Raw genomic sequence first — 24718 nt, 5'->3', positions numbered from 1 at the left:
GCGGAGGCGCGCCTCCGCGGAGGCCCACCGACAGGGAGGCGCATGTGAGCCGAGCCAAGCCGGCCCGGACCCGGTTTAGCGCCGTTACAGCGGCAGGTGACCGTGCTGGGCGCGGAGGCGCGCCTCCGCGGAGGCCCGGCCCCGAGCGAAGCGACGGGGTTGGGCCGCAGCGGAGGTCGCCGGAGCGCCCGTGAGCGGAGGAGGACGGCGCGCGGAGGTCCCTTGCGAGCCGCCAGGCGAGCAAGGGGCCGGAGCGCGCCGCCCGGACGGAGCGAACCAGAAACAAGGAGCCTCGATGAAGACGCTGATCACCGGCGGGACCGTTGTCGGCCCGCTCGGCGCGGTACCCACGGACGTCCTGGTCGACGGGGAGACGATCGCCGCGCTGTACGCGCCCGGCGTCGCGTCCACCGGCGGAGTCGTCGCCGACAAGGTCGTCGACGCCACCGGGAAGTACGTCGTCCCGGGCGGAGTGGACGTCCACACCCACATGAAGCTGCCGTTCGGCGGCACGTTCGCCTCGGACGACTTCGAGTCGGGGACGAGGGCCGCCGCCTGGGGCGGCACGACCACGATCATCGACTTCGCCGTGCAGCGCACCGGGGAGGTCGTGCAGGACGGGCTCGCCGCCTGGCACGCGCTGGCGGACGGCAACTGCGCGATTGACTACGGCTTCCACATGATCATGGGTGGGGTCGACGACGAGGCGCTCAAGGCGATGGACTACCTCGTCGAGCACGAGGGGATCACCAGCTTCAAGCTGTTCATGGCCTATCCCGGTGTCTTCTACAGCGACGACGGCCAGATCCTGCGGGCCATGCAGAAGGCGTCCGACAACGGCGCGCTGATCATGATGCACGCCGAGAACGGCATCGCGATCGACGTGCTCGCCGCCCAGGCGGTCGCCCGTGGCGACACGGACCCGGTGTTCCACGGCATCACCCGGCCGTCCGCGCTGGAGGGCGAGGCCACCCACCGGGCGACCGTGCTCGCGCAGGTGGCCGGCAACACCCCGCTCTACTTCGTGCACATGTCGGCGTCCGAGGCGCTGGCGCACGTGTCGGCGGCCCGCGGCGCAGGGCGCAACGTGTTCGCGGAGACCTGCCCGCAGTACCTCTACCTGACCCTGGAGGACCAGCTCGGCGCTCCCGGCTTCGAGGGAGCCAAGTGGGTCGCCTCCCCGCCGCTGCGCCCGCGGGACGAGCCGCACCGCGACGACCTGTGGCGCGGGCTGCGGACCGACGACCTCGCGGTCGTCTCCACCGACCACTGCCCCTTCTGCTTCAAGGACCAGAAGGAGCTCGGCCGCGGCGACTTCACGAAGATCCCGAACGGGATCGGCACCGTGGAGCACCGGATGGACCTCGTCTACCAGGGCGTCGCCACCGGCAGGCTGTCGCTGGAGCGCTGGGTGGAGACCTGCTCGACGACGCCGGCCCGGATGTTCGGCCTCTACCCGAAGAAGGGCGTGATCGCCCCGGGGTCGGACGCGGACATCGTCATCTACGACCCGAACGCGACGACCACGATCAGCGCGGCCACCCACCACATGAACCTGGACCATTCGGCCTGGGAGGGTTTCGAGATCGCCGGCAAGGTCGACACGGTGTTCTCCCGGGGGACCGCGGTCGTCGCCGGCGGTGCCTTCCACGGCCGCGCCGGCCACGGCCAGTACCTGCGCCGCGGCCTGACCCAGTACCTGCGTTGACTCATCCCGTCGCCGGGTGGCGCGCGACATAACCACTGCACGCCGGCCCCGAAGCGGGTACGAAGAGTGCTGAGTAAGCGCTCAGTTCGTACGGTGGGATGACCGCCGACAGGACGGGCGCGGCGGACGGATGGACCGGAGAGGGACGCGATGCGGGAAATCGGGCACTGGATCGATGGCAAGGCGGTGGCGGGCACCTCGGGCCGGTTCGGGCCGGTGTGGAACCCGGCGACCGGCGAGCAGGCCGCGCAGGTGGCCCTGGCCAGCCTGGACGAGATCAACGCGGCGGTCGCGAGCGCCAGGGCGGCGTTCCCCGCCTGGCGGCGGACCGGTCTTGGCCGGCGTGCGGAGGTGATGTTCCGCTTCCGCGAGCTGCTGTACACGAACCGGACGGAGCTCGCGAAGCTCATCACCGCGGAGCACGGCAAGACCGTCGACGACGCCCTCGGCGAGCTCGCCCGCGGCCTGGAGAACGTCGAGTTCGCCTGCGGCGCGCCGAGCCTGCTGCGCGGCGGCTTCTCCGAGCAGGTGTCGACCGGCGTCGACGTCCACGAGATCCGCCAGCCGCTGGGTGTCGTCGCGGGCATCACGCCGTTCAACTTCCCGGCGATGGTCCCGCTGTGGATGCTGTCCAACGCCCTGGTCTGCGGCAACGCGTTCATCCTCAAGCCCAGCGAGCGCGACCCCTCGGCGTCGCTGCTGCTGGCCGACCTGCTGGCACAGGCGGGCGTGCCCGAGGGCGTGTTCACCGTGCTGCAGGGCGACAAGCTCGCCGTCGACACGCTGCTCACCCACCCGGACGTCGAGGCCCTGAGCTTCGTCGGCTCGACGCCGATCGCGCGCTACGTCTACGAGACCGGCACCGCGGCCGGCAAGCGGGTGCAGGCGCTCGGCGGCGCGAAGAACCACATGATCGTGCTGCCGGATGCGGACATCGCCGCGGCGGCGGACGCGGCGGTCTCCGCGGGCTATGGCTCGGCCGGTGAGCGCTGCATGGCGGTCGCCGTCGTCGCCGCGGTCGGCGACGCGGCCGACCCGCTGGTCGAGGCGATCGCCGAGCGGGTTCGCAAGATCAAGGTCGGCCCGGGCGCCGACCCGGACAGCGAGATGGGCCCGGTCATCACCCGGGAGGCCCGCGACAAGATCGCCGGCTACCTGGACACGGCCGAGTCCGACGGCGCCACCCTGGTCGTCGACGGCCGCGAGGACCCGGTCTACTCCGGCCCGGGCTTCTTCCTGGCCCCGAGCCTGGTCGACAACGTGTCGCCGACCAGCAAGGTCTACACCGACGAGATCTTCGGCCCGGTGCTCGCGGTCGTCCGCTGCGAGACCTACACCGAGGCGGTGAAGCTCGTCGAGGACAACCCGTACGGCAACGGCGTGGCGATCTTCACCCGGGATGGCGGCGCCGCCCGCCGGTTCACGTTCGACGTCCAGGCCGGCATGGTCGGCGTCAACGTGCCGATCCCGGTGCCGGTCGCCTACTACAGCTTCGGTGGCTGGAAGGCGTCGCTGTTCGGCGACCTGCACATGTACGGCCCGGACGGGATCCGCTTCTACACGAAGACCAAGGTCGTCACGACCCGCTGGCCGGACCCGGCGACCAGCTCGGTGGACCTCGGCTTCCCGCGCACAAGATGACGCGAGAGTAGGTCGGTCGCCCTGGCCGGGCCGTCGTGCACAGCCCGGCCAGGAGCCCGCCCCCAGGAGCGCCCACCCCGAACCTGGGGGCGCCCGCCCTGGCCGCCAGGCAGACGCCCAGCCAGGCCGGGCCCGACGAACCAGGCCGCACCACGAACGCCTGAAACGTAAGCAACAGCGCAAGAACGTGGCGCCTGCCCCTGGGCCGGCAGGCAGACCACGGACAGGGCCGGACGGTTAGGCCAGGCCGTCACCACGAACGCTGGAAACGCAAGCAACAGCGCAACGGCACGTACTACGGACAGCGCAACAGCATGTACCACGGGAGGGGAGTAAGGAATCATGGAAATCGGCGTTGTGCTGCAGACGAACCCGCCGGCCTCCCGGGTGGTGGAGCTGGCCCGCCAGGCGGAGACGCTCGGCTTCTCACATGTGTGGACGTTCGACTCCCACCTGCTCTGGGAGGAGCCGTTCGTCATCTACAGCCAGATCCTGGCCGCCACCCGCAAGGTGGTTGTCGGCCCGATGGTCACGAACCCGGCGACCAGGGACTGGACGGTCACAGCCTCGCTGTTCGCGACCCTGAACGAGATGTACGGCAACCGGACGATCTGCGGCATCGGCCGCGGTGACTCCGCCGTCCGCGTCCTGAACGGCAAGCCGACCACGCTCGCGACCCTGCGCGACTGCATCGGCGTCGTCCGCGAGCTCGCGAACGGCCGCGAGGCCGAGGTGAACGGCACCAGGCTGCGCTTCCCCTGGGGCACCGAGAGCCGGCTCGACATCTGGGTCGCCGGCTACGGACCGAAGGCGCTGGCGCTCGCGGGTGAGGTCGGCGACGGCTTCATCCTGCAGCTCGCCGACCCGGACATCACCGCCTGGACGATCGACGCCGTGCGCACCGCGGCGGCCGCCGCGGGCCGCGACCCGGCGTCGGTGAAGATCTGCGTCGCCGCCCCCGCCTACGTCGGCCCGGGCGACGACGCGTCGATGGCCCACCAGCGCGACCAGTGCCGCTGGTTCGGCGGCATGGTCGGCAACCACGTCGCGGACCTGGTCGCTCGCTACGGGGCCGGGTCTCCCGACGGCGGTTCCGCGGTCCCCGCGGCGCTGACCGACTACATCAAGGGCCGCACCGACTACGACTACAACGAGCATGGCCGGGCGGGGAACACCCACACCACGTTCGTCCCGGACGAGATCGTCGACCGTTTCTGCCTGCTCGGCCCGGCCGAGGCGCACGTGCGCCGGCTGACCGAGCTCGCGGCGCTCGGCGTCGACCAGTTCGCGATCTACCTGCAACACGACGCCAAGATGACGACGCTGGAGGCTTACGGCGAGCAGGTGATCCCGGCGATCGCCCAGACGGTCCGCGCCAAGGAATCGGCCGAGAGCGCGCCGGCCGTGGGCGCGCCGGGCGAGGCGCCGTGACCGTGACCACCGTCGACCAGCCGGCGTCCGAACGGCCCGCCCCGGCCGGCGGCGGCGACGCGGGTGCCGCCCCCGCGCCGGGGCCCGCGGCCGCCGGCGGCCGGGGGGAGCGGCTGCGGCGCGTGGGGCTGGCCGTCGCCGCCGTGGTGCTCGTCTGCGCGGTGTGGGAGCTCTACAAGCTGGTCGGCTCGCCGCACGGCGGCCGCCTGTTCGGGGTGCCGGTGCTGCCCCGCAACGACGACACGTCGATGCCGCACATCTGGTCGGTGCTCGCGCAGCTCGGGCACAAGGAGGTCAACACCGCCGACAGCCAGACGGTCGGCGTCGCCGTGCTCAAGGGGATCTGGTTCACCCTGCGCGTGGCGCTCGTGGGCCTCGTCGTCGGCGTCGTCGTCGGGGTGCTGCTAGCTGTCCTGATGGCGCGCCTCAAGCTCGTCGAGCGCGGGCTGTTGCCGTACATCATCGCCAGCCAGACGGTGCCGCTGATCGCCCTGGCGCCGCTTGTCGCCGGCTGGGCCGGCAAGTTGAAGGTCGGCACGCTCGAGTGGGCGGACTGGATGACGGTCTCGCTGATCGCGGCCTATCTCGCGTTCTTCCCGGTCGCGATCGGCATGCTGCGCGGCCTGCAGTCGCCGGGCGCGAACGCCGTCGAGCTGATGCGCAGCTACGCCGCCTCCTGGTGGCAGACGCTGCTGCGGCTGCGGCTGCCCGCCTCCGTCCCGTTCCTGCTGCCAGCGCTGCGGCTGGCCGCCGCCTCGGCCGTGATCGGCGCGATCGTCGCGGAGATCTCCACCGGCACCAGCGGCGGCGTCGGCCGCCTGATCATCGCCTACTCGCAGTCCGCCACCAGCGACGCGACGAAGCTCTACGACGCGGTGCTCGGCGCCGCCGTCACCGGCCTGCTCGTCGCCGGGCTGATCTCGCTCACCGAGCTCGCGCTGGGCACGCGCAGGGCTCATCCCGCGCGGCCAGGCGCGGGCCGGGGCATCTCGACCTCGAAGACCCAGAAGGTGCGCACATGACCTCGACGCCGCCTCAGTCCCCGGCCGCCGGCGCCGCGTCGGACGCGCCCGCGGCGCCGTCCCCCCACGACGAGCCGACGGCCGCCGTGCCGGACCCCGTCGCGCCGGACCCCGTCGTGCCCGGCACCGCTGTCCCCACTGCCGCCGCCGTCCCCGCCGCCGTGCCGGCCGCTGCCGGGCCGACGCAGGCCGTCGAGGTCATCGGCGTCGACAAGGTGTTTTCCACCTCCGGCGGCGGGGCGACCGTCGCGCTCACCGGCATCGACCTGACCGTCGCGCCGGGCGAGTTCGTCTCGCTGATCGGCCCGTCCGGCTGCGGCAAGTCGACGCTGCTGCGCCTCGTCGGCGACCTCGTCGAACCGACCGGTGGCGAGGTGCGCGTCTTCGGCGAGCCGGCGCGGGCGGCCCGCCAGTCCCAGCGTTACGGCATCGCGTTCCAGCAGGCCGGGCTGCTCGAATGGCGCACCGTCGCCGGCAACGTCGAGCTGCCGCTGCAGGTCCACGGCGTCAAGAAGAAGGAACGCCGCGAGCGGGCCCGCGAGCTGCTCGAGCTCGTCGGCCTCGCCGACTTCGCCGGCCACTGGCCGGCGCAGCTCTCCGGCGGCATGCAGCAGCGGGTCGCGATCGCCCGGGCGCTCGCCGAGCGCCCGCCGCTGCTGCTGCTCGACGAGCCGTTCGGCGCTCTCGACGAGATGACCCGGGAGCGGATGCAGGCGGAGCTCGCCCGGATCCGGCTGGAGACGTCGACGACCGTCATCCTGGTCACCCACTCGATCCCCGAGGCGGTGTTCCTCTCCGACCGGGTCGCCGTCATGTCGCCCCGGCCGGGCCGGATCACCCAGGTCATCGACATCGACGTGCCGGGCAGGGGCCCCGCGCCGGGGGAGAGCGGGGGCGCGCCGGCGGTCGAGGACGCCGTCGCGGAGGCCGAGGACGTCCGCGAACAGGCGGCGTTCTTCCAGGCCGTCACCGCCGTGCGCGAGGCGCTGCGCGCCGGAGGCGGCTCATGACGGGCCCAGGCCCGCGGTTGGCCGCGGATGCCAGAAGCGTCGCGGATGCGAGCGACGCCGCGGATGCCAGCGGCGCTGGAGGTGCCAGGCGTGCTGGCGGTGTCAGCGGTGCTGGAGGTGCCAGCGGTGCTGGAGGTGTCAGCGGTGCTGGAGGTGTCAGGGGTGCCCGCGCGCGAGCGCGGCTGGCCGTCGTCCTCCCGCCGGTCGTCTTCGGGATCGTCGTCGTCGCGCTGTGGGAGGCCTACGTCCAGGCCTACGACATCAAGCCGTACCTGCTGCCCGCGCCGTCGGAGATCTGGACGCAGTTCCGGCACAGCTTCCGCGTCATCGTCGACACGTCCAAGGCGACCGGTTCGAATGCCCTGGTCGGGCTCGTCGTCGGCCTGGTGACCGGGCTGCTCGCCGCGCTCGTCGCCGCCAGCTCGAAGATCGTCGACGGGCTGCTCGCGCCGATCGCGGCGGCGATGAACGCGATCCCGATCATCGCGCTCGCCCCGCTGTTCAACTCGATGTTCTCGACGACGTCGTCGGTGCCGCGGCGACTTGTCGTCGCGATCGTGGTGTTCTTCCCGGTCTACGTGAACACGGTGCGCGGGCTGCGGCAGGTGCCCGACGTGCAGCGGGAGCTGATGCGCTCGCTCGCCGTCGGGCGGTGGCGGTTCGCCTGCACGGTGCAGCTGCCGGGCGCGATCCCGTACCTGTTCACCGGATTCCGGGTGGCGTCGTCGCTGGCGGTGATCGCGGCCGTCGTCGCCGAGTACTTCGGCGGGCGGCAGAACGGGCTCGGCTCGCGGATCACCTCGGCCGCGGCGAACACGGCGTACCCGAGGGCATGGGCGTTCGTCCTCGCCGCGTGCGTGCTCGGGATCGCCGTCTACCTCATCGCCGGCCTGCTCGAATGGCTCGCCACCCCGTGGCGGCGCGGGTCGGGGTCGGGGTCGACAGCCAGGACGTAGACCAGCCAGAGCGTAGACCAGCCAGTACATAGGTCAATCAATACGTGGGCCGGCCAGTAGGTAGGTCAACCAATACGTAGGCGGCAGGTGAGCGGCGAACCGGGCCGCCAGGCGGGCGGCGTGGCCCGTGGACATCCGGTTCGTCGGCGGGCGGCGTGGCCCGGTGGATCCGAGGCGAGACGCGGGCGGTGCGGCCCGCTGACGAATACGACGGACTCCGGAGTCCGGACGACCAGACGAGAGGGGCCTGGGCGTCGTTCCCGGTTCCGCGACGGCCCGAGCAGGTGGAGGGGACATGAAACGACGGTTGGCCGGAGGGCTGGCGGCGGCACTTGCCGTGACGCTGGCGCTCGCGGCGTGTAGCTCCAGCGACGACGAGACGACGACGCCCGGCGGCGGCGCGAGCTCGGCCGCTGGGCTCACGCCGGTGAAGCTGCAGCTGCAGTGGTTCACCCAGGCGCAGTTCGCCGGCTACATCGCGGCGAAGGAGAAGGGCTACTACAAGGACGCGGGCCTTGACGTCTCGATCCTTGAGGGCGGCACCGACATCGTCCCGCAGACGGTGCTCGCGCAGGGCAAGGCCGACTTCGCGATCGCCTGGGTGCCGAAGGCGCTGGCGTCGCGTGAGCAGGGCGCGGCGATCACCGACATCGCGCAGATCTTCCAGCGGTCCGGCACGCTGCAGGTCAGCTTCAAGGACAAGAACATCACCACCCCGGCCGACCTGAAGGGCAAGAAGGTCGGCGACTGGGGCTTCGGTAACGAGTACGAGCTGTTCGCCGCGATGACCAAGGCCGGGGTCGACCCGTCCAAGGACATCACGCTGGTTCAGCAGCAGTTCGACATGAAGGGCCTGCTGTCCGGCGACATCGACGCTGCCCAGGCGATGAGCTACAACGAGTACGCCCAGGTGCTCGAGGCGACGAACCCGGCGACCGGCAAGCTCTACCAGCCGAGCGACTTCAACACCATGAACTGGAATGACGTCGGCACCGCGATGCTGCAGGACGCCATCTGGGCGAACACCGACAAGCTGCAGGGCGACAAGGCCTACCAGGACACGGCGACGAAGTTCGTCACCGCGTCGATCAAGGGCTGGATCTACTGCCGCGACAACCCGACGGACTGCCGCGACCTGGTCGTCGCCGCCGGCTCGAAGCTCGGCAAGAGCCACCAGTTCTGGCAGGTGAATGAGATCAACAAGCTGATCTGGCCATCACCGGACGGTATCGGCCTGATCGACAAGACGAAGTGGGACCAGACCGTCACCATCGCCAAGGGCACCAAGAACGCCGACGGCGACACCGTCCTGAAGGGCGACCCCGAAGGCCTCGCCTACACGAACGACTACGTCACCAAGGCGCTGGCGGATCTGAAGGGCCAGGGCGTCGACGTCACCGGCAGCGGCTTCAAGCCGGAGACCGTCACCCTGGAGGCGGGCGGCGTCTGAGATCGGGTGACTGACCCGACACCCACCTGACCCGACACACATAGACAGGCCCGACCCCGCCGGTCGCCGGCCGGCCGGGGCCGTTTCGATTCCTTTCCGGGACATCAGTACGTCCTGTTCGGGACATCGGCATGGCCAGAGCTGGGGCCGGCGGGTCAGGCCGATACCGATCAACCGGCTCGCCCCGCGGCGCGCACCCCCCGCGCCGCGGGCGAGCCGGCCCGGCGTCTGCTCGCGTCCAGGCACGGCCTCGGGGTTTCCTGAGGGGTAGAGCCGGGTGGGGACGGCGGCGCGGCAGCGAGGCGTTGAGGCGACGAGGCGACGAGGCACTGAGGCAGCGCGGTAGCGAGTGGCAAGCCCTGGCGGCGAGGAGGCAGCGGGTTCCATGGGGACGAACAGCAAGACGTACGAGGACGACCGCAAGCACGTCTTTCATTCGTGGTCGGCGCAGGCGGCCCTAACCCCACTGGTGGTCAACCGGGCCGAGGGCAGCTGCTTCTGGGACGAGTCCGGCAAGCGCTATCTGGACTTCTCCTCCCAGCTGGTCAACGCCAACATCGGCCACCAGCACTCCAAGGTCATCGCGGCCATCGTCGAGCAGGCCCAGAAGCTGACCACCATCGCCCCGTTCCACGCGAACGAGGCCCGTTCCGAGGCGGCCCGGCTAATCGCCTCGCACGCCCCCGGCGACCTCGACAAGGTCTTCTTCACCAACGGCGGCGCCGAGGCGACCGAGAACGCCGTCCGCATGGCCCGCCTCGTCACCGGCCGGCACAAGATCCTCACGGCCTACCGCTCCTACCACGGCGCCACCGGCGGCTCGATCGTCCTGACCGGCGAGCCGCGCCGCTGGGCCAGCGAGCCCGGCATCCCCGGCGTCGTCCACTTCTTCGGCCCCTACCCGTACCGGTCGCCGTTCTACGCCGCGAGCGCCGGGCAGGAAGGCGAACGCGCCCTCGCGCACCTCGCCGATGTGATCGCGATGGAAGGCCCGTCGACGGTCGCCGCGGTGCTGCTGGAAACGGTCGTCGGCACGAACGGCATCCTCGTCCCGCCGGACGGCTACCTCGCCGGCGTGCGTGAGCTGTGCGACCGGCACGGCATCCTGCTGGTCGTCGACGAGGTCATGTCCGGCTTCGGCCGCTGCGGCGAATGGTTCGCCGTCGATCGCTGGGGCGTCGTCCCCGACCTGATCTGCTTCGCCAAGGGCGTCAACTCGGGCTACATCCCGCTGGGCGGTGTGATCATGGGCCCACGGGTCGCCGACGCGTTCGCGACCCGGTCCTACCCCGGCGGCCTCACCTACTCCGGCCACCCGCTGGCCTGCGCCGCCGCCGTCGGCTCGATCCGGGCCTTCGAGGAGGAAGGCATCGTCGAACACGCCCGGACGCTCGGAACGGACATCATCGGCCCGGAGCTCGAGAAGCTCGCCGCGAACCACCCAAGCATCGGCGAGGTCCGCGGCCTAGGCGTCTTCTGGGCCATCGAGCTGGTCCGTGACCGGGAGACTCGCGAGCCGCTGGTCCCGTTCAACGCCGCCGGCCCCGACGCTGCCCCCATGGGCGCTATTGCGGCGGCCTGCAAGGAACGCGGCCTCTGGCCCTTTACGCATTTCAACCGGGTCCACGTCGTCCCGCCGTGCACGATCACGGCCGAGGAGCTCCGAGAAGGCCTGGCCATCCTCGACGAGGCCCTCACCGTCGCCGACACCTACGTCACCGCCTGACCCACGGCAGCCGCGGCCCCGCCGGCCCCGCCGGCCGGCGGGCGGCGGGCGCTGGGGGCGCCGGGGGCGCGCTGTCGCGCCAGGTCGATCTCCAGCCTCTCGGCGAACTCCGCGTGCCCTGACTTGCGGACGGCTGAGATCGCCGCTTCGCGTCCCGATCAGGCCCTTGCGGAGGCGTGGGGCGGGGTAGGGCATGTCGACGAGACAGGCATGTCGACGAGACGGGACGGGTTGGGCGTGCTTCCCGTCGGTCGACAGAGTCGCCGGGAGTACTGATCGGTTATTGGTCGCCACGTCATTTAGGGGTCGATCTTTTTCTGAACGAATTTTCTCGAGGAATTCTCGCTGTTGTCGTTCGTATTTTTCTGGTGCCGGGGTGCGGCTCCGGGCCCTGTTTGACGAATTCGTCAAACCCGTTTATTGTCGAACTTGTGTTCGATATGAATGGTGACCCGGATCGGGATGGCCCTGTCCCGTCATCCCGGCCCACGCTGCCCGGCGCGGCCGGTGCGCCGCGGCCTCGTTCCGTTGCCCGGCCGCCGGCTGCACCGGCGCCATCGTCGGCCGCATTGAGACGGCCGGAGGCCCACACCACGGCCCGGATGACAAACATGGCCGCCACCGGGCGTCAGACCCATCGCGGCGCTGATCGCGTGACCACCGCCTGTCGAGCGGGGCCGGCCGGCGTCCGTCCGACCGCCGTCCGTCCGACCACCGACGATCCGGTCGCGCTCGGTGATTCGGCTGTGCTCGACGATCGGGCTGTGCCCGACGGGCCGGCCCTGCCCGGTGGCCCAGCCGTGCTCGGTGGTTCGGACGCATTCGTTGGCGCGGCTGTGCTCGACGGACCAGTCCTGCCCGGTGGCCCAGCGGTGTCCCGCGGTTCGGCCGTGTCCGGTGGCCCGGCCGTGTCCCGTGGCCCAGCGGTGTCCGGTGGCCCGGCCGTGTCCCGTGGTTCGACCGTGCGGGGTGGTCCGGCCGTGCCTGGTGGTCCGGGCGGCGCCGCGGGCCATGCCGACTCCGCCGGCCGAGGGGCGGACGCCGGGGGCGACCAGGTGACCCACGAGGTCGTTTCGGGGCTGGTGGCGCGGTTGGCCGTGGTGGACGCGGTGTATGACGAGACGTTGGCGAAGCTGGAGACCTGCTCGAAGGAAGAGGCCCTGGAGCTGGTCGTGCTGCTGATGGGGCGGCACGCGGCGCGGCTCGCGGGGCTGACGGTGCGGGCGCAGGTCCGGCTGGCGGAGCTGCATCCGCCGGGGCCGGCCGAGAACGACGTCGATGAGCCGGGCGACCCCTACTCGGAGTTCCTGGCGGACCGGGTCGCCCCGGAGTTGGCCCAGTCACCCCGCACCGTCTCCAACCGGCTCGCGCAGGCGTGGGATCTGGCCGGGAAACTGCCCGGCGCCGTGGACGCGCTGGTGGCGGGGGAGCTGGACTGGCGGCGGCTGCTCGCGCTGTTCGACGTTACCGAGCACCTGACCGAGGGGCAGCGTGCCGTCGCCGAGGCGCAGATGCTCGCCGGGAAGAAGCTGGGCTCGCCGACGCTGTGGCGGCGCAAGGCGCGCCGGCTCGCGCTGCGGCTCGACCCGGCGGGGGCGGCCCGGCGGCGCCGGGAGGCGCACGCGGAGCGGGACGTCACGGTCGAGCCGTTGGAGGACGGGATGGCGCGGCTATCGGCGACGCTCGCGGCCGAGGATGTCCGCGCGATCTGCGACCGGATCGACCGGCTCGCGAGGAAGGCGCGTACCGACGGCGATGGTCGGCCCATTGCGGCCGTCCGTGCCGACGTGCTCGCGGCGCTTCTGCTGGGCAACCGGCGTGAGTACGTGACGACCGAGATCCAGGTGATCGCCCCGATCGGCACGCTGGCGGGGCTGGACGACAATCCTGCCGAGCTGGTCGGCTACGGGCCGATCCCGGCCGGCGTCGGGCGGGCGCTGGCCGCCGATGCCCGCTGGCGTCGCGTGCTGACCGACCCGACCACCGGCACCGTCCTCGACCTTGGGCGCCGCCGGGTCCCGGCCCCGGATCTGGCCCGGCTCATCCGATATCGCGACCAGCGCTGCACGTTTCCCGGCTGCGCGGTCCCCGCGGTGAATGCCGACCTGGACCACACCGTCCCCTGGGCCCGCGGCGGCGCCACCGCCTTCGACAATCTCGGCGCCGCCTGCCGCCACCACCACCGGCTCAAAACCGAAGGTGGATGGAGACTCGGCCAGCCCCGTCCCGGAGTGTTCGTCTGGACCAGTGTCGATGGCCGCGCCTATCGCAACGACACCAACACCAACGATGGTGAGGGCCTCCTCCCGGACCAGGACCGCGACACCCGGTCCACCGTCCCGGCCGGAGCCGAACCCGGCTCCAAGTCGATGATCCCGAGGCGCCGGACTCCTGCCCATGGCCCTTGCCCCTTCTGACGCCCCTTCCAGACGATCAGGGGAATCCACCGGCGGCCGGACACCTCCCGGCCGAGCGGGTGGCCTGCGCCGAGGAGGGCTGGTGAGCTGGCCGTGACCGCGCCGCGGACCCGAGGAGCGGGCTCGCGGGCGTTACCTCCCAACGTTCTCGCGGGCGTTACCTCCCAACGTTAGGGCCCGGGATGCCTGACGGCGGGATACCTGACTGGTCAGCTCTGCCGAGATTCGGCGAGGAGGGCGGGAAGGTCAATGCTCTCGTCGACAGTGAGGTAGGCGTGGTCGTCGGGAAGCGGGAAGTGTCGGGAAGCGGGAAGTGTTGAGGCCCCAGCGCCGTCCGAACTGGGTGGTTGGCGCGCTGGCCGGCAGCTTGAACGGCTGGCCCAGCTCGGCCTTGGTGACGACGAGCTGCCGGGAGCCGCGTATGGGGACTCCGGTAGATGTCCCGGTAGATGAAAACGTCACCGCCCGCCCCAGCGATACCTGGGGCGGGCGATAACAGCGGCCGTTACTGGATAACAGTGGCCGTTGCTAGATAACAGCGGCCGTTGCTGGATAACAGCGGCCGTTGCTGGTGGCGGCGGGTCAGCGCCGGCCGGCGGGCTTGTCGAAGGAGGCTCTCGGGCCCGTCGACTGGCCGGGGATCGCGGAACCGTTGGACCGGGCCGCGGCCGCTTCGGGCACGATCTCCCCCAGCTCGTCGGCGGTCGGCTCGACGGACAGGCGGGGGAGCCGCCGGTCGAGAGCGCGGGGGAGCCACCAGTTGGCCTTGCCGAAGATGTGCATCAGGGCGGGAACCAGCACGGTGCGGATCACGAACGCGTCGATCAGGACCGCCATCGCCAGGCCCAGGCCGAAGAGCTTCAGGACACGCTCGTCGCCGAGGACGAAGGATGCGAACACCAGGGTCATGATCGCGCCGGCGGCGGAGATGACCCGGCCGGTCTCGGCCTGGCCGAGGGAGACGGCGAGCCGGTTGTCGCGCCGCGCGCTCCACTCCTCGTGCATCCGGCTGACCAGGAACACCTCGTAGTCCATGGACAGGCCGAACAACACGGCAAACAGGATCACCGGGATGAACGCCTCGACCGGGCCGCCGGTGATCCCGATCAGGCTGCCGAACCAGCCCCACTGGAAGATCGAGACGATCACGCCGAACGCGGCGCCGACCGCGAACAGGTTCATCACCGACGCGGTCAGCGGGATCAGCAGGCTTCGGAACACCGCCACCAGCAGCAGGAACGCGAGAATCACGACGATGCCTATGAACAGCGGCAGCTTGCTCTGCAGGACGCTGGAGAAGTCGTCGCCGGTCGCCGTCGAGCCACCGATGTAGACCTGGGTGCCTGAACCGGCGACGACCGCGGGTACGACATCGTCGCGCAGCCGGTCAAGAAGCTTCGACGTCTCGGCGGCTTGCGGGCTGGTCGTGGGGAACAGGGTGACCGTCGCCGCGGTCCCTGTCGGGCTGTACTCCGGCTCGCTGACGGACGCGACGCCAGGAGTGTCAGCCAGGGTGTCGACGAGCCGCGAGACCGTCGCCTTGTCGGCCTCACTGCCGGTGCGTGCCGCGATCAGGAACGGGCCGTTGAAACCAGGACCGAAGCCCTCGGCAAGCAGGTCGTAGCCGCGCTTGGAGGTCTTTGTGTCCGCACCGTTGCCCTGGTCGGACGAGCCAAGGCGCAGCGAGAAGAACGGCAGTGCGATCACGACGATCAGCGCGGCGGCGAGGACGGCGAGCCTCCTTGGCCTCGCCTCCACGATCTTCGACCACCGCCACCAGAAGCCGCTCGGCCGCTCCGGCTCCGGGCCGTGCTGGGCGATCCGGCGCCGTTCGCGGCGGCTGAGCACCTTCTGCCCGTAGAAGCCGAGCAGCGCGGGCAGCAACGTGACCGAGGTCGCCATGGTGAGGGCCACGCCGAGGGCGGCGGCGACCGCCACGCCGTAAAGGAAGGTGACGCCGAGAGCAAACATGCCGAGCAGAGCGATGCACACCGTGACTCCGGCGAACAGCACCGCGCGGCCCGAGGTGTTGACCGCGTTCACCGCGGCCTCCTCCGGGCTCTTGCCCGCCCGCAGCGCGATCCGGTGCCGGTTGACGATGAACAACGCGTAGTCGATGCCGACCCCGAGCCCGATCAGTGTGGTCAGCGTCAGGCTGACCTCCGAGAAGGTCCAGACGTGCGACAAGAGCGGGATAGTGCTGGTCGCGATGCCGAGAGCGACCAGGGCGGTGATCAGCGGCAGCGTTATCGACAGCAGCGAGCCGAACGCGAAGAACAGGATGATCGCCGCGGCGATGATGCCGATCAGCTCGCTGTAGCTCTGCCCGGGCTGCTCGGCGGCCGAGACGATGTTGCCGGTCGCCTCCACCTGCAGCGAGCCCTTGTCGGCGGCGCGCGCCGTGTCGACGATCTTCTTGATGTCCGTGGCGGTCAGATCCGAGGCCTGGCCATCGACCGTGAGGGTCGCGAATGCCGTCCGGCCGTCGGCGCTGATCTGCGACGCGCCCTTGGCGTCGTAGGGGCTGGCGACGCTGGCGACATGCGGCAGTTTCGCCAGCGAGTCGAGCATCGACGCGGCGGGCGTGCGCAGCGCGGCATCGGTGAGCGAGCCCGTCCGCGCGTGCAGCACGATCGACGCGCTCTCGCCGGAAGCCGCGGGAAAATCGCTTGCCAGCAGGTCATACGCTGCCTGGGAGTCGGTGCCCGGCAGGGAGAAGGCGTCCTTGTAGTCGTCGCCGATGGCGCGCGCGGCACCGCCGAGGCCGACGAAGGCCACGAGCCAGGCGATCAGGACGATCCAGCGGTGCTGGAAGCACCAGCGGGCGAGCGCTGTCACGGTTCTCCTCGGGTCGACAGGTATCGCTGGGTCGACAGATATCGCTGTGGATGTCGCTGGGTGATCGCCCGTGTGCGTACTGGGCGAGCTCGCCGGTCGTTGGGCCCGCTCGGCTAGGCCTTACCGATCGGTCGGTTACCGAACAGCTTACCGGTCGTTCGGTAGGTCAGCGGGAGGCTAACATCACGGTTTCGAGCAACCGGGGAGGCGCCGGGGCGCGTGTGCCCGCGCGTCTGGGGCAACTCCCATACGGGAGGGTGGACCTGTGTCTGGTGAAGGCCTCCGGGCGCGTGAGGCTTCGCCGTCCGGGGTTCCTGCTGGATCCGGGGTTCCTGCCCGATCGGCGGAGCCGATCGGGGAGGTCAGGGAGCCGATCCAGCAGGTCCGGCGCGCCCACCGGCCCGCGCTGACTGGCCGCGCCGCACCAGCAGTCCCCGCCGACCGGCTCCCCGAGGCCACTGGCGTGCGGGGGACCGACACCCGAGGCAGGATTCTCGACGCCGCCGTCTCCTTGTTCGGTGAGCATGGCTACGCCGGTACCTCCGTGCGGGACATCGCCGAACGCCTTGGGCTCACCAAAGCCGCGCTGTACTACCACTTCCCGTCAAAAGAGACGATTCTCGATGCCCTGCTCGATCCCTTCGTGACCGAACTCACCCGAATCGTGGAATTGGTCAGGGGAGCTCCTCCGCCGGAGCCCAAGGTGATCATCGAGCTGATGGCCGGCCTGCTCGCCGGTCCGGGCAGTATCCTTTGCGCGTTCGTCAACGACCCGTCGGTGCTTCACCGCAAGATCGGTGAAGAGGACGTCTTCTCCTTTTCGGAGGAGGTTGTCCGCGCCCTGGCCGGGTCGGACCCGACGCCCACCGCGTTGCTGCGCGCGCGCTGCGCGCTCGGCGCGGTGCAGAGTGGCATCCTGGGTGCCGCCTTCAGCCGGCCGCGTGCCCCTGGCGGCGGGACGGCCAGCGCGGGAGTGACCTGCGGCACCGGGGCGCTCATGGCCGTGCCCGACACCGAGACCGACACCGAGACCGACGCCGACGCCGAGACCAAGGCTGAGTCCAAGATCAAGGCCGAAAGCGTGCTCGGGGCGCAGGTGAGCTGGCCACCGCATCCGATCATCGCGGAAGACGTACGGTCCGTGATCGTGGACGCCGCGATGGCGGCGCTGGGCGGCGGGCGCCCGGCGGGCCCGCCCGGCCCGGCCGCGCCCGGCGCGAGCCAGGGCGGCCTCGCCGGCGTCGGCACGCGGTAGGTGCCGCAGGCTCCGACTGGCGCGACTGGCGCGACTGGCGCGACTGGCGCGACTGGCGCGACTGGCGCGGCGGGCGCGGCGGGCGCGTCCGGGCCGCGCGTGCCGGCGGCGGTTTTCGCTGGCCTGTTAGGCATCGCCGTGCCTGGCGGATCTTGTGCGAGATCACCAGGTCCCGTCGCCAGACATCACGGCCGTTCGACACTGACCGCGCACGGGCACCCCTTTAGATCATGTTTGTCCGAGACGGTAGGGTTGTGTCTGTGTGGGAGATGGTTCCGTGTCTGGGCGGTGACATAGCGTCGTGCCCGCTCTACGACGCGAGGGGTCTCTGTGCGCTGACAGTGAAGGTGCCCGCGAGCACCTTCGCGATCGTGTGCGCAGGTGGCTCGGTGACCATCGGTCGAGCGTGACGGCCCGGCCGGACGGCAGGCAATGTCGCTACCGGTGGGCAACGCGTGTCACAACGGCGTCACAGCCGTGTTCCGCCAGATGTCCCCATCATGTCTACCGCATGTCGCCGGTGTGTCATTCCAACCTGATTCACAGACGTAAATCGAATGAATAGTTGGCCGGGCGCCGGCAAGATGCGCTCTGGGTAATCGTTCCGTACCCTTCGGTGGACGAGTATCGGTCGCGCCGACGGGGCTGGGTGCGTGATGTCATCCATCTGACCATGGACGGGATCGCCGGGGGGCGGTGAAATGATGGGGCTGCCCTTGGCGGGCCCAGCGTCAACGCGGACGCACAACCTTGCCGCTGTAGCACTGGGCACGTTCAGTTCAGTTGATGGCTGTCGGGGCCTTGCCGGGCAGTTGGGATGTGGAGGATATGGGGACGCCTCCGCATGTTCATCTAGCCTGCCACTCGACGGGCCCGGGCCGGCACACTGGGCTGGTTCATCGTGTTCGCTGTCGTCTGGCAGGTTCCCGGTGGTCTGGCACATGATGTCTGCCCCTCCGGGGGCGACCGCCCCCGCCATGGCCGGCGCCGTGCCGGCCATGACAGCCGACGCGACCGGAGGTGTCTGAGGCGTGAGCACCCGCTCCCGTCCCGCTGTCCAGGACCGGGCTTCCCGGCCGGTGATCAGCAGGGCCCGGGCGGCCACGTCCGCTCCCTGGCCACCGCGCACCGCGCTTGTCACGGGTGCGTCCAGCGGAATCGGCCGAGCCGCCGCGCTCCAGCTCGCCCACGAGGACACCCGGGTGCTGCTGGTCGGGCGTAACGGCGTCGCCCTCGACGAGGTGGCGGCGGCGACCGGTGGCCACCGGTTCGCCACCGACCTCGCCGTCGTCGGCTCGGAGAACGCTGTCGCGTCCCGCGCCGTCGAGATCCTCGGCGATGTCGACCTGCTGGTCTGCTCGGCGGGTGTGGGCGCGGCCGGGCCGTTCGAGGCCATGTCGTCGACCGCCCTGCGCAACCTGGTCGCCGTCAACGTGCTGTCGCCGATGATGCTGGTCCGCGCGGTCCTGCCCGCGATGCTCGAGCGTGGCGAGGGCCGGATCCTGCTGGTCGGCAGCGTCGCGGGCGCGCTCGGTGTGCGCGGGGAGGTGGGGTACTCGGCGAGCAAGGCGGCGCTGATCGGGTTCGCGGACGCGCTGCGCGCCGAAGTCGCCGGCCGAGGCATCACGGTGACGCTGTGTTTACCAGGTGCGGTGGACACGCCGTTCTTCCGCCGTCGAGGCGCTCCCTACGTCCGTCGCTGGCCCAAGCCACTGCCCCCTGGCCTGGTCGCTGAACGGATGCTGGCGGCGGCCGGGCGCGGTGACGCCGAGGTCTGGGTGCCCGGGTGGATGTCCCTGGCGGCGCGCGTGCACGGGGCCGCGCCACCGATCTACCGGCGGCTGGCCAACGTGTTCGGATAGCGAGCACCCGCCGACAGCGGGCACCCGCGGGCGGCGAGGACCCGCCGACAGCGAGGACCGAAGCCCGAGCAGAGCAGCCGGCAGCCGCCGTGAGCCCCGAGACTCCAGGAGAACGCCGCTCCAGATGCGACCGAACAGCCTGATCGTGTCTCCAGCGGCCAGCCTGGTCCCGAGCCCGACCAGCTTCGCCAGCGCCGTGCGCGCAGATCGCCCCCGAAGGAGAGGCGCATGACCACCACCGACATCCGGTCACAGGGCGGTAGTGGCTCCCCCAACGACCCGCTGGCGCGGACCGCCGAGGAGACCGGCGACGCCACGCGTCCGCAGGCCTCGGAGCAGGCCCAGCGCGGCCGGCCGCGGCGAGCCGAGCCGGCGGGGGTCACCGACCTCGCGACGACGACCGACGAGGTGCTGCGCGCCGCCTACGGGGAGAACTTCCCGGTCTCGCCCATGGTGCTGCCCGCCGGCATCCGCGACCACTTCAAGGCGCTCTACGGGTTCGCCCGGCTCGTCGATGACATCGGCGACGAGGCACCCGGCGACCGGCTCGCCCTGCTCGACCGGCTCGCCGCCGACCTGGAGCTGATCTGGACCAGCGAGCCGCACCTGCCCGTCCACCAGCGGCTCGCCGGCACCGTTCGGGCCTGCGACCTGCCCGCTGAGCCGTTCCTGCGGCTGGTCGAGGCCAACCGGATGGACCAGCGGGTGACCCGGTACGACACGTTCGACGACCTGCTGCGCTACTGCACGCTCTCGGCCGACCCGATCGGGCGGATGGTGCTGGGCGTGCTCGGCCAGGCCACACCGGACCGGCTGATCCTCTCCGACCGGGTGTGCACCGCGCTGCAGCTCGCCGAGCACCTGCAGGACGTCGCCGAGGACTACGCCGCCGGCCGGATCTACCTGCCGCTGGAGGATATGGACACCTTCGGCGTCACCGAGCGCGACCTCGCGGCCTCGACCGCCTCGCCGGCGCTGCGCAACCTGATGGCCTTCCAGGTCGCCAGGGCGACCACCATCCTCGACCAGGGGGCGCCGCTGGCGAGCCTGCTGCGCGGCCGGATGCGGCTGGCGATCGCGGGCTTCGTCGGCGGCGGGCGCGCGGCGCTGCACGCCGTCCGGCAGTCCGGCTACGACGTGCTCGGCGGCGCGCCGAAGGCGAACAAGCAGCGGGTGGTTGCCGCCACACTGTGGGTGACTACCCGGTCCTACGCCCCCTCCGCGCGTGCCGCCGCGGCCGGCGCGAACAGCCTGTCGCCGCTGTGTGAGCCCCCGGCCCCGTCGTCCATTCCAACTGCGAGCCCGGCCGCGGTGAGCGCTGTCACCTCGGTGAGCGCCGCCACCTCGGTGGGGGCACCGAGCGTGGCGCCCGCCACGTCGGCGGGCACGAGCAGCGGCCCCGGCGCTGGGGATACCCCAGTGGGGGACGTCGCCGCGAACGTGACCGGAACAGGGGCCGTGACCGCGACAGAAGCCGTGCCAGAGGCAGGAGCCGCGACCGAGACACGGCCGACGGACGAGGGGGGCGCTCGATGACCGCCGCCGCGCCTCGGCCGACCGTCGCTGAGGCCTACGCCGCCTGCGAGGAGATCACCAAGCAGGCGGCGCGGAACTTCTCCTGGGGCATCCGGCTGCTGCCGGCCGATCGGCGGGCCGCGCTGTCCGCCGTCTACGCCTTCTCCCGCCGGCTCGACGACATCGGCGACGGCGACCTGCCGGACGAGCAGAAGATCGAGGGCCTGGCCAAGGCGCGCGCCGACATCCGTGGCCTGGACCCGGACAGCTCCGACCCGGTGATCGTGGCGCTCGCCGACGCGGCCCGGCGCTTCCCGATCCCGCTCGAGGCGTTCATCGAGCTGGCGGACGGCGTCGAGAGCGACATCGTGCCCGGCACGTACGAGACGTTCGACGACATGGTCGGGTACTGCCGCCTGGTCGCGGGCACGATCGGCCGGCTCTCGCTCGGGATCTTCGGGACGAAGGAGGCCGCGGGCCGCGGGGACGCGCCGGCGATCGCCGACGCCCTCGGCGTCGCCCTGCAGCAGACCAACATCCTGCGCGACGTGCGCGAGGACCTGCTGAACGGGCGGGTCTACCTGCCGCAGGCCGAGCTCGCCGCCGCCGGGGTGAAGCTCGCCGTCGACGCGAACGGCCGGCTGGGCGGGCCCGAGGACGCCCTGGTCGGCTACCTGCGCACCAGCGCGGCGCGGGCCGACGAGTGGTACGACCGGGGCCTGGCCCTGCTGGGGCTGCTCGACCGGCGCAGCGCCGCGTGCTGCGGCGCGATGGCCGGCATCTACCTGCGTCTCAACCGGCGTATCCGGACCGACCCGACGGCCGTGCTGACGCAGCGGCTGTCGCTGCCGGGCCGGGAGAAGGCGCTGGTCGCGGTGCGTAACCTGGCCGGCCGTCCCGAGGGTGTCCGGCGCGACGCGCCCGGTGGTGCCGGTGGTGCCGAGGGTGTGGCTCGATGACGGGCGAGGGGGGCAGTGCCCGGCCGCGGGTCGCGGTCGTCGGCGGTGGGCTCGCGGGGCTCGCGGCCGCGCTGATGGCCGCCGATGGCGGGGCCGAGGTGGTGCTGCTGGAGACCAGGCCGCGTCTTGGCGGCGCCACGGCGTCGTTCGACCGCAAGGGCCTGTGGGTGGACACCGGCCAGCACGTGTTCATGCGCTGCTGCACCGCCTACCGCGGTTTCCTGGGGCGCCTCGGCGTGGAGCACCTGACCACGCTGCAGCCCCGGCTCGACGTCGAGGTGCTGCTGGGTGACCGCCCGGGTGAGCGTGCCCGGCTGCGCCGCACGAAGGCGCGGCTGCCGGCGCCGCTGCACCTGGCGCCCGCCCTGCTCGGCTACAAGGCGCTGCCGGTGGGCCAGCGGGTCTCCGCGGCGCTGGCCGCGCTCCAGATCGGCCGGCTCGACCAGCGCTCGCCGAAGGTCGACGGTGCCTCGTTCGGCGGCTGGCTCGCCACGCACCGCCAGGGCGCCGTCGCCACCGAGGCGCTGTGGGAGCTGCTCACCGTCGCCACGCTCAACGCCCCGGCCGCCGAGGCGTCGCTGGCGCTGGCCGCCAAGGTCGTCCGCTCCGGACTGCTCGAGCGGGCCGATGCCGCCGACATCGGCTGGGCCGACGTGCCGCTGCAGCAGCTGCATGGCGAGGCCGCGGCCAAGGCTCTCGCCGACCTCGGCGCGGACGTGCGGACCAGCGTGAAGGTCCGCCAGATCACGAGAACCGACACCGGCTACGAGCTCTCGATCACCTCTGGCGGGACGGAGCGCGGGGACTCGGACGTGCTGACGGCCGACGCCGTCGTGCTCGCCGTGCCGCCGCCGGCCGCGGCGGCGCTGCTGCCCCCGGGCGCCCACCCCGACCCGGCGAGCCTGGAGGGCCTCGGCGCCTCCCCGATCGTCAACATCCACATGATCTTCGATCGCCAGGTGATGGACCGCCCGTTCCTCGCGGCCACCGGTTCGCCCGTCCAGTGGATCTTCGACCGGACAGGCCCCTCGGGCCTCGCCGCCGCCGGCGTCGCGCCGCCCGGATCGCAGTATCTGGCCCTCTCCCAGTCGGCCGCCGCGCCCTGGGTGGACCGGCCCGCGGCGGAGCTCGGCGCCGAGTTCGTCGCCGAGACGCGCCGCATCCTCCCGGCCGCGCGTGACGCGGAGCTGGTCGAGGTCTTCGTCACCAGGGAGCGCACCGCGACCTTCCAGCAGGCGCCCGGATCGCTTGCGCTGCGCGCGGCGGCGAAGACCGGTCTGCCCGGGTTCGCCCTGGCCGGCGCGTGGACCGACACCGGCTGGCCGGCCACCATGGAGGGAGCTGTGCGTAGCGGGCTTGCTGCTGCCCGTGAGACGCTGGCCGGCGTGGGGGTGCACGTAGGGGAGCTGGAGACGGCTTCGGGTGACGTGGCGTGGCCGCGGCTGAATGTCGCGAGGGCCAGAACGGGAGTCCCGGCGCAGGCTCAGCGGCCCGTCGCGGCCCGTGACCAGCCCGCTCCCGGAGTCTCAGGCCACCCAGAACCCAACCCGTCGGCCACCCCAACACCCGACCGGCAGACCAGCGACGGTCGCGCCAGCGACCCAGCACTGACCGTCCCGAGCGATGGTCGCGTCAGCGACCCAGCATCAGCCGTCCCGGGCGACGGTCGCGCCAGCGACCCAGCGTCGGCCGTCCCAGCAGCGACCGTCCCAGCCAACGCCTTGGCCCGTGACCAGCCCGGCCCCGGAATCTCAGGCCAACCAGGAACCAGCCCGTCGGGCGCCCCAGCGCCCGACCGGCAGGGCGGCGACGGTCGCGCCAGCGACCTTGAGCCGAACGCCACACCGACAGGGAGTAGCACGGCATGACGATGACGGTTCCGGAAGCCATCGAGCGTGGTCGGACGCTGACCATCCCCGCCCTGCGCGAGACGGTCACGAGGCTGCACCCACGGCTGCGCCACGTCGTCGAGTACCACCGCGGCTGGGTCGACGCCGACGGCAACCCGCAGGCCGGCGGCGGCGGCAAGCTGGTGCGGCCCGCGCTGGCGCTGCTGTCCGCCGAGGCGGCCGGCGTGCCGGCCGAGGTGGGCCTGCCGGCGGCCGTGGCCGTCGAGCTGGTGCACGACTTCTCGCTGCTGCACGACGACGTGATGGACGGCGACACCGAGCGCCGCCACCGGCCGACCGCCTGGACGGTCTTCGGCATCGACGGCGCCATCCTCGCCGGAGACGCCCTGCTGAGCCTGGCGACGCAGGTCCTCCTGGAGGTCGAGGGTGAGCCGGGCAGACAGGCCGCGACGATCCTCGGCGCCGGCGTCCATGACCTGGTCCGGGGCCAGGCCGAGGACCTGCTGTTCGAGACCCGCTCGGACGTCACGGTCGCCGAGACGCTGTCCATGGAGGACGGCAAGACCGGCGCGCTCCTGGCCTGCTCCGCCTCGCTCGGCGCGGTGCTCGCGGGCGCGCCCCAGAAGGTCGTCGACGGGCTCGCCGAGTTCGGCTCCCGCCTCGGCACCGCCTTCCAGCTGATCGACGACCTGCTCGGCATCTGGGGTGACCCCGCGGTCACCGGCAAGCCGGTGCTGTCCGACCTGCAGTCGCGCAAGAAGTCCGTTCCGGTTGTCGTCGCTCTGGAAGCCGGCGGCGCGGACGCGGACGAGCTGCGGGCGTTCCTCGTCAGCGAGGGCGACCGTCCGACCGAGGAACTGGAGCGCGTCGCCGCCCTGATCGAGCGGGCCGGCGGGCGCGACTGGACCACAGACGAGGCGGACCGGCAGCTGAAGACGGCCGGAGCCGTGCTCCGTTCGTTGTCGCTGCCCCCGCTGGCTGAGGCCGAACTGCTGGCCCTCGCACGATTCGTGACCGAACGCGACTGCTGAGAAGGGTGAGGCGAGCGCACGCCTGGGCCTCGCCGAGGCCCTCGACG

At 71.8% G+C, this 24718-nt stretch carries 16 protein-coding genes; 15 read left to right on the top strand and 1 reads right to left on the bottom strand.

Going from position 1 to position 24718, the window contains the following annotated elements; all coding sequences use genetic code 11:
* The first annotated feature begins 295 nt into the window (after window positions 1-295).
* The 9 genes from hydA to QOZ89_RS04705 all read left to right on the top strand — a co-directional run bounded on the left by hydA (window position 296) and on the right by QOZ89_RS04705 (window position 13361).
* Complete coding sequence (gene hydA / locus QOZ89_RS04745; protein ID WP_071049296.1) at window positions 296-1708, top strand: dihydropyrimidinase; 1413 nt, start codon at window positions 296-298, stop codon at window positions 1706-1708.
* Window positions 1709-1858: 150 nt separating this feature from the next.
* The gene (locus QOZ89_RS04740) at window positions 1859-3349 is read left to right on the top strand and encodes a CoA-acylating methylmalonate-semialdehyde dehydrogenase (protein ID WP_312623061.1); all 1491 of its coding nucleotides are present in this window, start codon (window positions 1859-1861) and stop codon (window positions 3347-3349) included.
* Between the two features lie 342 nt (window positions 3350-3691).
* Window positions 3692-4780 (top strand): TIGR03842 family LLM class F420-dependent oxidoreductase, encoded by a 1089-nt coding sequence (locus QOZ89_RS04735; RefSeq protein WP_071049294.1) that lies wholly within the window; start codon window positions 3692-3694, stop codon window positions 4778-4780.
* Window positions 4777-5802, top strand: a complete 1026-nt coding sequence (locus tag QOZ89_RS04730) for an ABC transporter permease (RefSeq protein WP_071049293.1) — start codon at window positions 4777-4779, stop codon at window positions 5800-5802. The genes QOZ89_RS04735 and QOZ89_RS04730 overlap by 4 nt, the downstream gene beginning before the upstream one ends.
* Window positions 5799-6812 (top strand): ABC transporter ATP-binding protein, encoded by a 1014-nt coding sequence (locus QOZ89_RS04725; protein WP_083418742.1) that lies wholly within the window; start codon window positions 5799-5801, stop codon window positions 6810-6812. The genes QOZ89_RS04730 and QOZ89_RS04725 overlap by 4 nt, the downstream gene beginning before the upstream one ends.
* The gene (locus QOZ89_RS04720) at window positions 6809-7768 is read left to right on the top strand and encodes an ABC transporter permease (protein ID WP_241841776.1); all 960 of its coding nucleotides are present in this window, start codon (window positions 6809-6811) and stop codon (window positions 7766-7768) included. Before QOZ89_RS04725 ends, QOZ89_RS04720 begins: the two co-directional genes overlap by 4 nt.
* Before the next feature lie 295 nt (window positions 7769-8063).
* Window positions 8064-9218 carry an ABC transporter substrate-binding protein gene (locus QOZ89_RS04715; protein WP_312623060.1) on the top strand — a complete coding sequence of 385 codons (1155 nt, stop codon included), beginning with the start codon at window positions 8064-8066 and terminating at the stop codon, window positions 9216-9218.
* 385 nt (window positions 9219-9603) lie between these two features.
* Window positions 9604-10944 (top strand): aspartate aminotransferase family protein, encoded by a 1341-nt coding sequence (locus tag QOZ89_RS04710; RefSeq protein ID WP_071049291.1) that lies wholly within the window; start codon window positions 9604-9606, stop codon window positions 10942-10944.
* Between the two features lie 980 nt (window positions 10945-11924).
* Window positions 11925-13361 (top strand): HNH endonuclease signature motif containing protein, encoded by a 1437-nt coding sequence (locus QOZ89_RS04705; protein ID WP_397428677.1) that lies wholly within the window; start codon window positions 11925-11927, stop codon window positions 13359-13361.
* A 582-nt stretch (window positions 13362-13943) separates the two neighbouring features.
* On the opposite strand, the gene QOZ89_RS04700 is transcribed toward QOZ89_RS04705, so the two are convergent.
* Complete coding sequence (locus QOZ89_RS04700) at window positions 13944-16199, bottom strand: MMPL family transporter (protein WP_071049289.1); 2256 nt, start codon at window positions 16197-16199, stop codon at window positions 13944-13946.
* A gap of 463 nt (window positions 16200-16662) precedes the next feature.
* Between QOZ89_RS04700 and QOZ89_RS04695 the strand changes: the two genes are divergently transcribed.
* The 6 genes from QOZ89_RS04695 (at window position 16663) to QOZ89_RS04670 (ending at window position 24671) form a co-directional block, all read left to right on the top strand.
* Complete coding sequence (locus QOZ89_RS04695; protein WP_312623052.1) at window positions 16663-17454, top strand: TetR/AcrR family transcriptional regulator; 792 nt, start codon at window positions 16663-16665, stop codon at window positions 17452-17454.
* A gap of 1031 nt (window positions 17455-18485) precedes the next feature.
* The gene (locus tag QOZ89_RS04690; RefSeq protein WP_071049287.1) at window positions 18486-19316 is read left to right on the top strand and encodes an SDR family NAD(P)-dependent oxidoreductase; all 831 of its coding nucleotides are present in this window, start codon (window positions 18486-18488) and stop codon (window positions 19314-19316) included.
* Between the two features lie 228 nt (window positions 19317-19544).
* Window positions 19545-20852, top strand: coding sequence for a squalene synthase HpnC (gene hpnC / locus QOZ89_RS04685; protein ID WP_312623051.1), 1308 nt, complete (start codon window positions 19545-19547; stop codon window positions 20850-20852).
* On the top strand, window positions 20849-21790 hold the full coding sequence (gene hpnD / locus QOZ89_RS04680; RefSeq protein ID WP_071049286.1) for a presqualene diphosphate synthase HpnD: 942 nt from the start codon (window positions 20849-20851) through the stop codon (window positions 21788-21790). The genes hpnC and hpnD overlap by 4 nt, the downstream gene beginning before the upstream one ends.
* On the top strand, window positions 21787-23658 hold the full coding sequence (hpnE, locus tag QOZ89_RS04675) for a hydroxysqualene dehydroxylase HpnE (protein WP_312623049.1): 1872 nt from the start codon (window positions 21787-21789) through the stop codon (window positions 23656-23658). The genes hpnD and hpnE overlap by 4 nt, the downstream gene beginning before the upstream one ends.
* Window positions 23655-24671 (top strand): polyprenyl synthetase family protein, encoded by a 1017-nt coding sequence (locus QOZ89_RS04670; protein ID WP_071046234.1) that lies wholly within the window; start codon window positions 23655-23657, stop codon window positions 24669-24671. Before hpnE ends, QOZ89_RS04670 begins: the two co-directional genes overlap by 4 nt.
* The last annotated feature ends 47 nt before the right edge of the window (window positions 24672-24718 follow it).

The organism is Pseudofrankia coriaricola, assembly GCF_032027725.1.
In the GTDB taxonomy this organism is placed as follows: domain Bacteria; phylum Actinomycetota; class Actinomycetes; order Frankiales; family Frankiaceae; genus Pseudofrankia.
Note: the sequence above shows the minus strand (reverse complement) of the source record. Positions and strands in the feature narration are given on the sequence as shown.

What these genes read in the sequence shown, in the direction of transcription:
- hpnD (WP_071049286.1), top strand. Translation starts at nt 20,849, where the DNA reads ATGACCGCCGCCGCGCCTCGGCCGACCGTCGCTGAGGCCTACGCCGCC.
- QOZ89_RS04715 (WP_312623060.1), top strand. Translation starts at nt 8,064, where the DNA reads ATGAAACGACGGTTGGCCGGAGGGCTGGCGGCGGCACTTGCCGTGACG.
- QOZ89_RS04740 (WP_312623061.1), top strand. Translation starts at nt 1,859, where the DNA reads ATGCGGGAAATCGGGCACTGGATCGATGGCAAGGCGGTGGCGGGCACC.
- QOZ89_RS04725 (WP_083418742.1), top strand. Translation starts at nt 5,799, where the DNA reads ATGACCTCGACGCCGCCTCAGTCCCCGGCCGCCGGCGCCGCGTCGGAC.
- hydA (WP_071049296.1), top strand. Translation starts at nt 296, where the DNA reads ATGAAGACGCTGATCACCGGCGGGACCGTTGTCGGCCCGCTCGGCGCG.
- QOZ89_RS04710 (WP_071049291.1), top strand. Translation starts at nt 9,604, where the DNA reads ATGGGGACGAACAGCAAGACGTACGAGGACGACCGCAAGCACGTCTTT.
- QOZ89_RS04720 (WP_241841776.1), top strand. Translation starts at nt 6,809, where the DNA reads ATGACGGGCCCAGGCCCGCGGTTGGCCGCGGATGCCAGAAGCGTCGCG.
- QOZ89_RS04670 (WP_071046234.1), top strand. Translation starts at nt 23,655, where the DNA reads ATGACGATGACGGTTCCGGAAGCCATCGAGCGTGGTCGGACGCTGACC.
- hpnE (WP_312623049.1), top strand. Translation starts at nt 21,787, where the DNA reads ATGACGGGCGAGGGGGGCAGTGCCCGGCCGCGGGTCGCGGTCGTCGGC.
- QOZ89_RS04735 (WP_071049294.1), top strand. Translation starts at nt 3,692, where the DNA reads ATGGAAATCGGCGTTGTGCTGCAGACGAACCCGCCGGCCTCCCGGGTG.
- hpnC (WP_312623051.1), top strand. Translation starts at nt 19,545, where the DNA reads ATGACCACCACCGACATCCGGTCACAGGGCGGTAGTGGCTCCCCCAAC.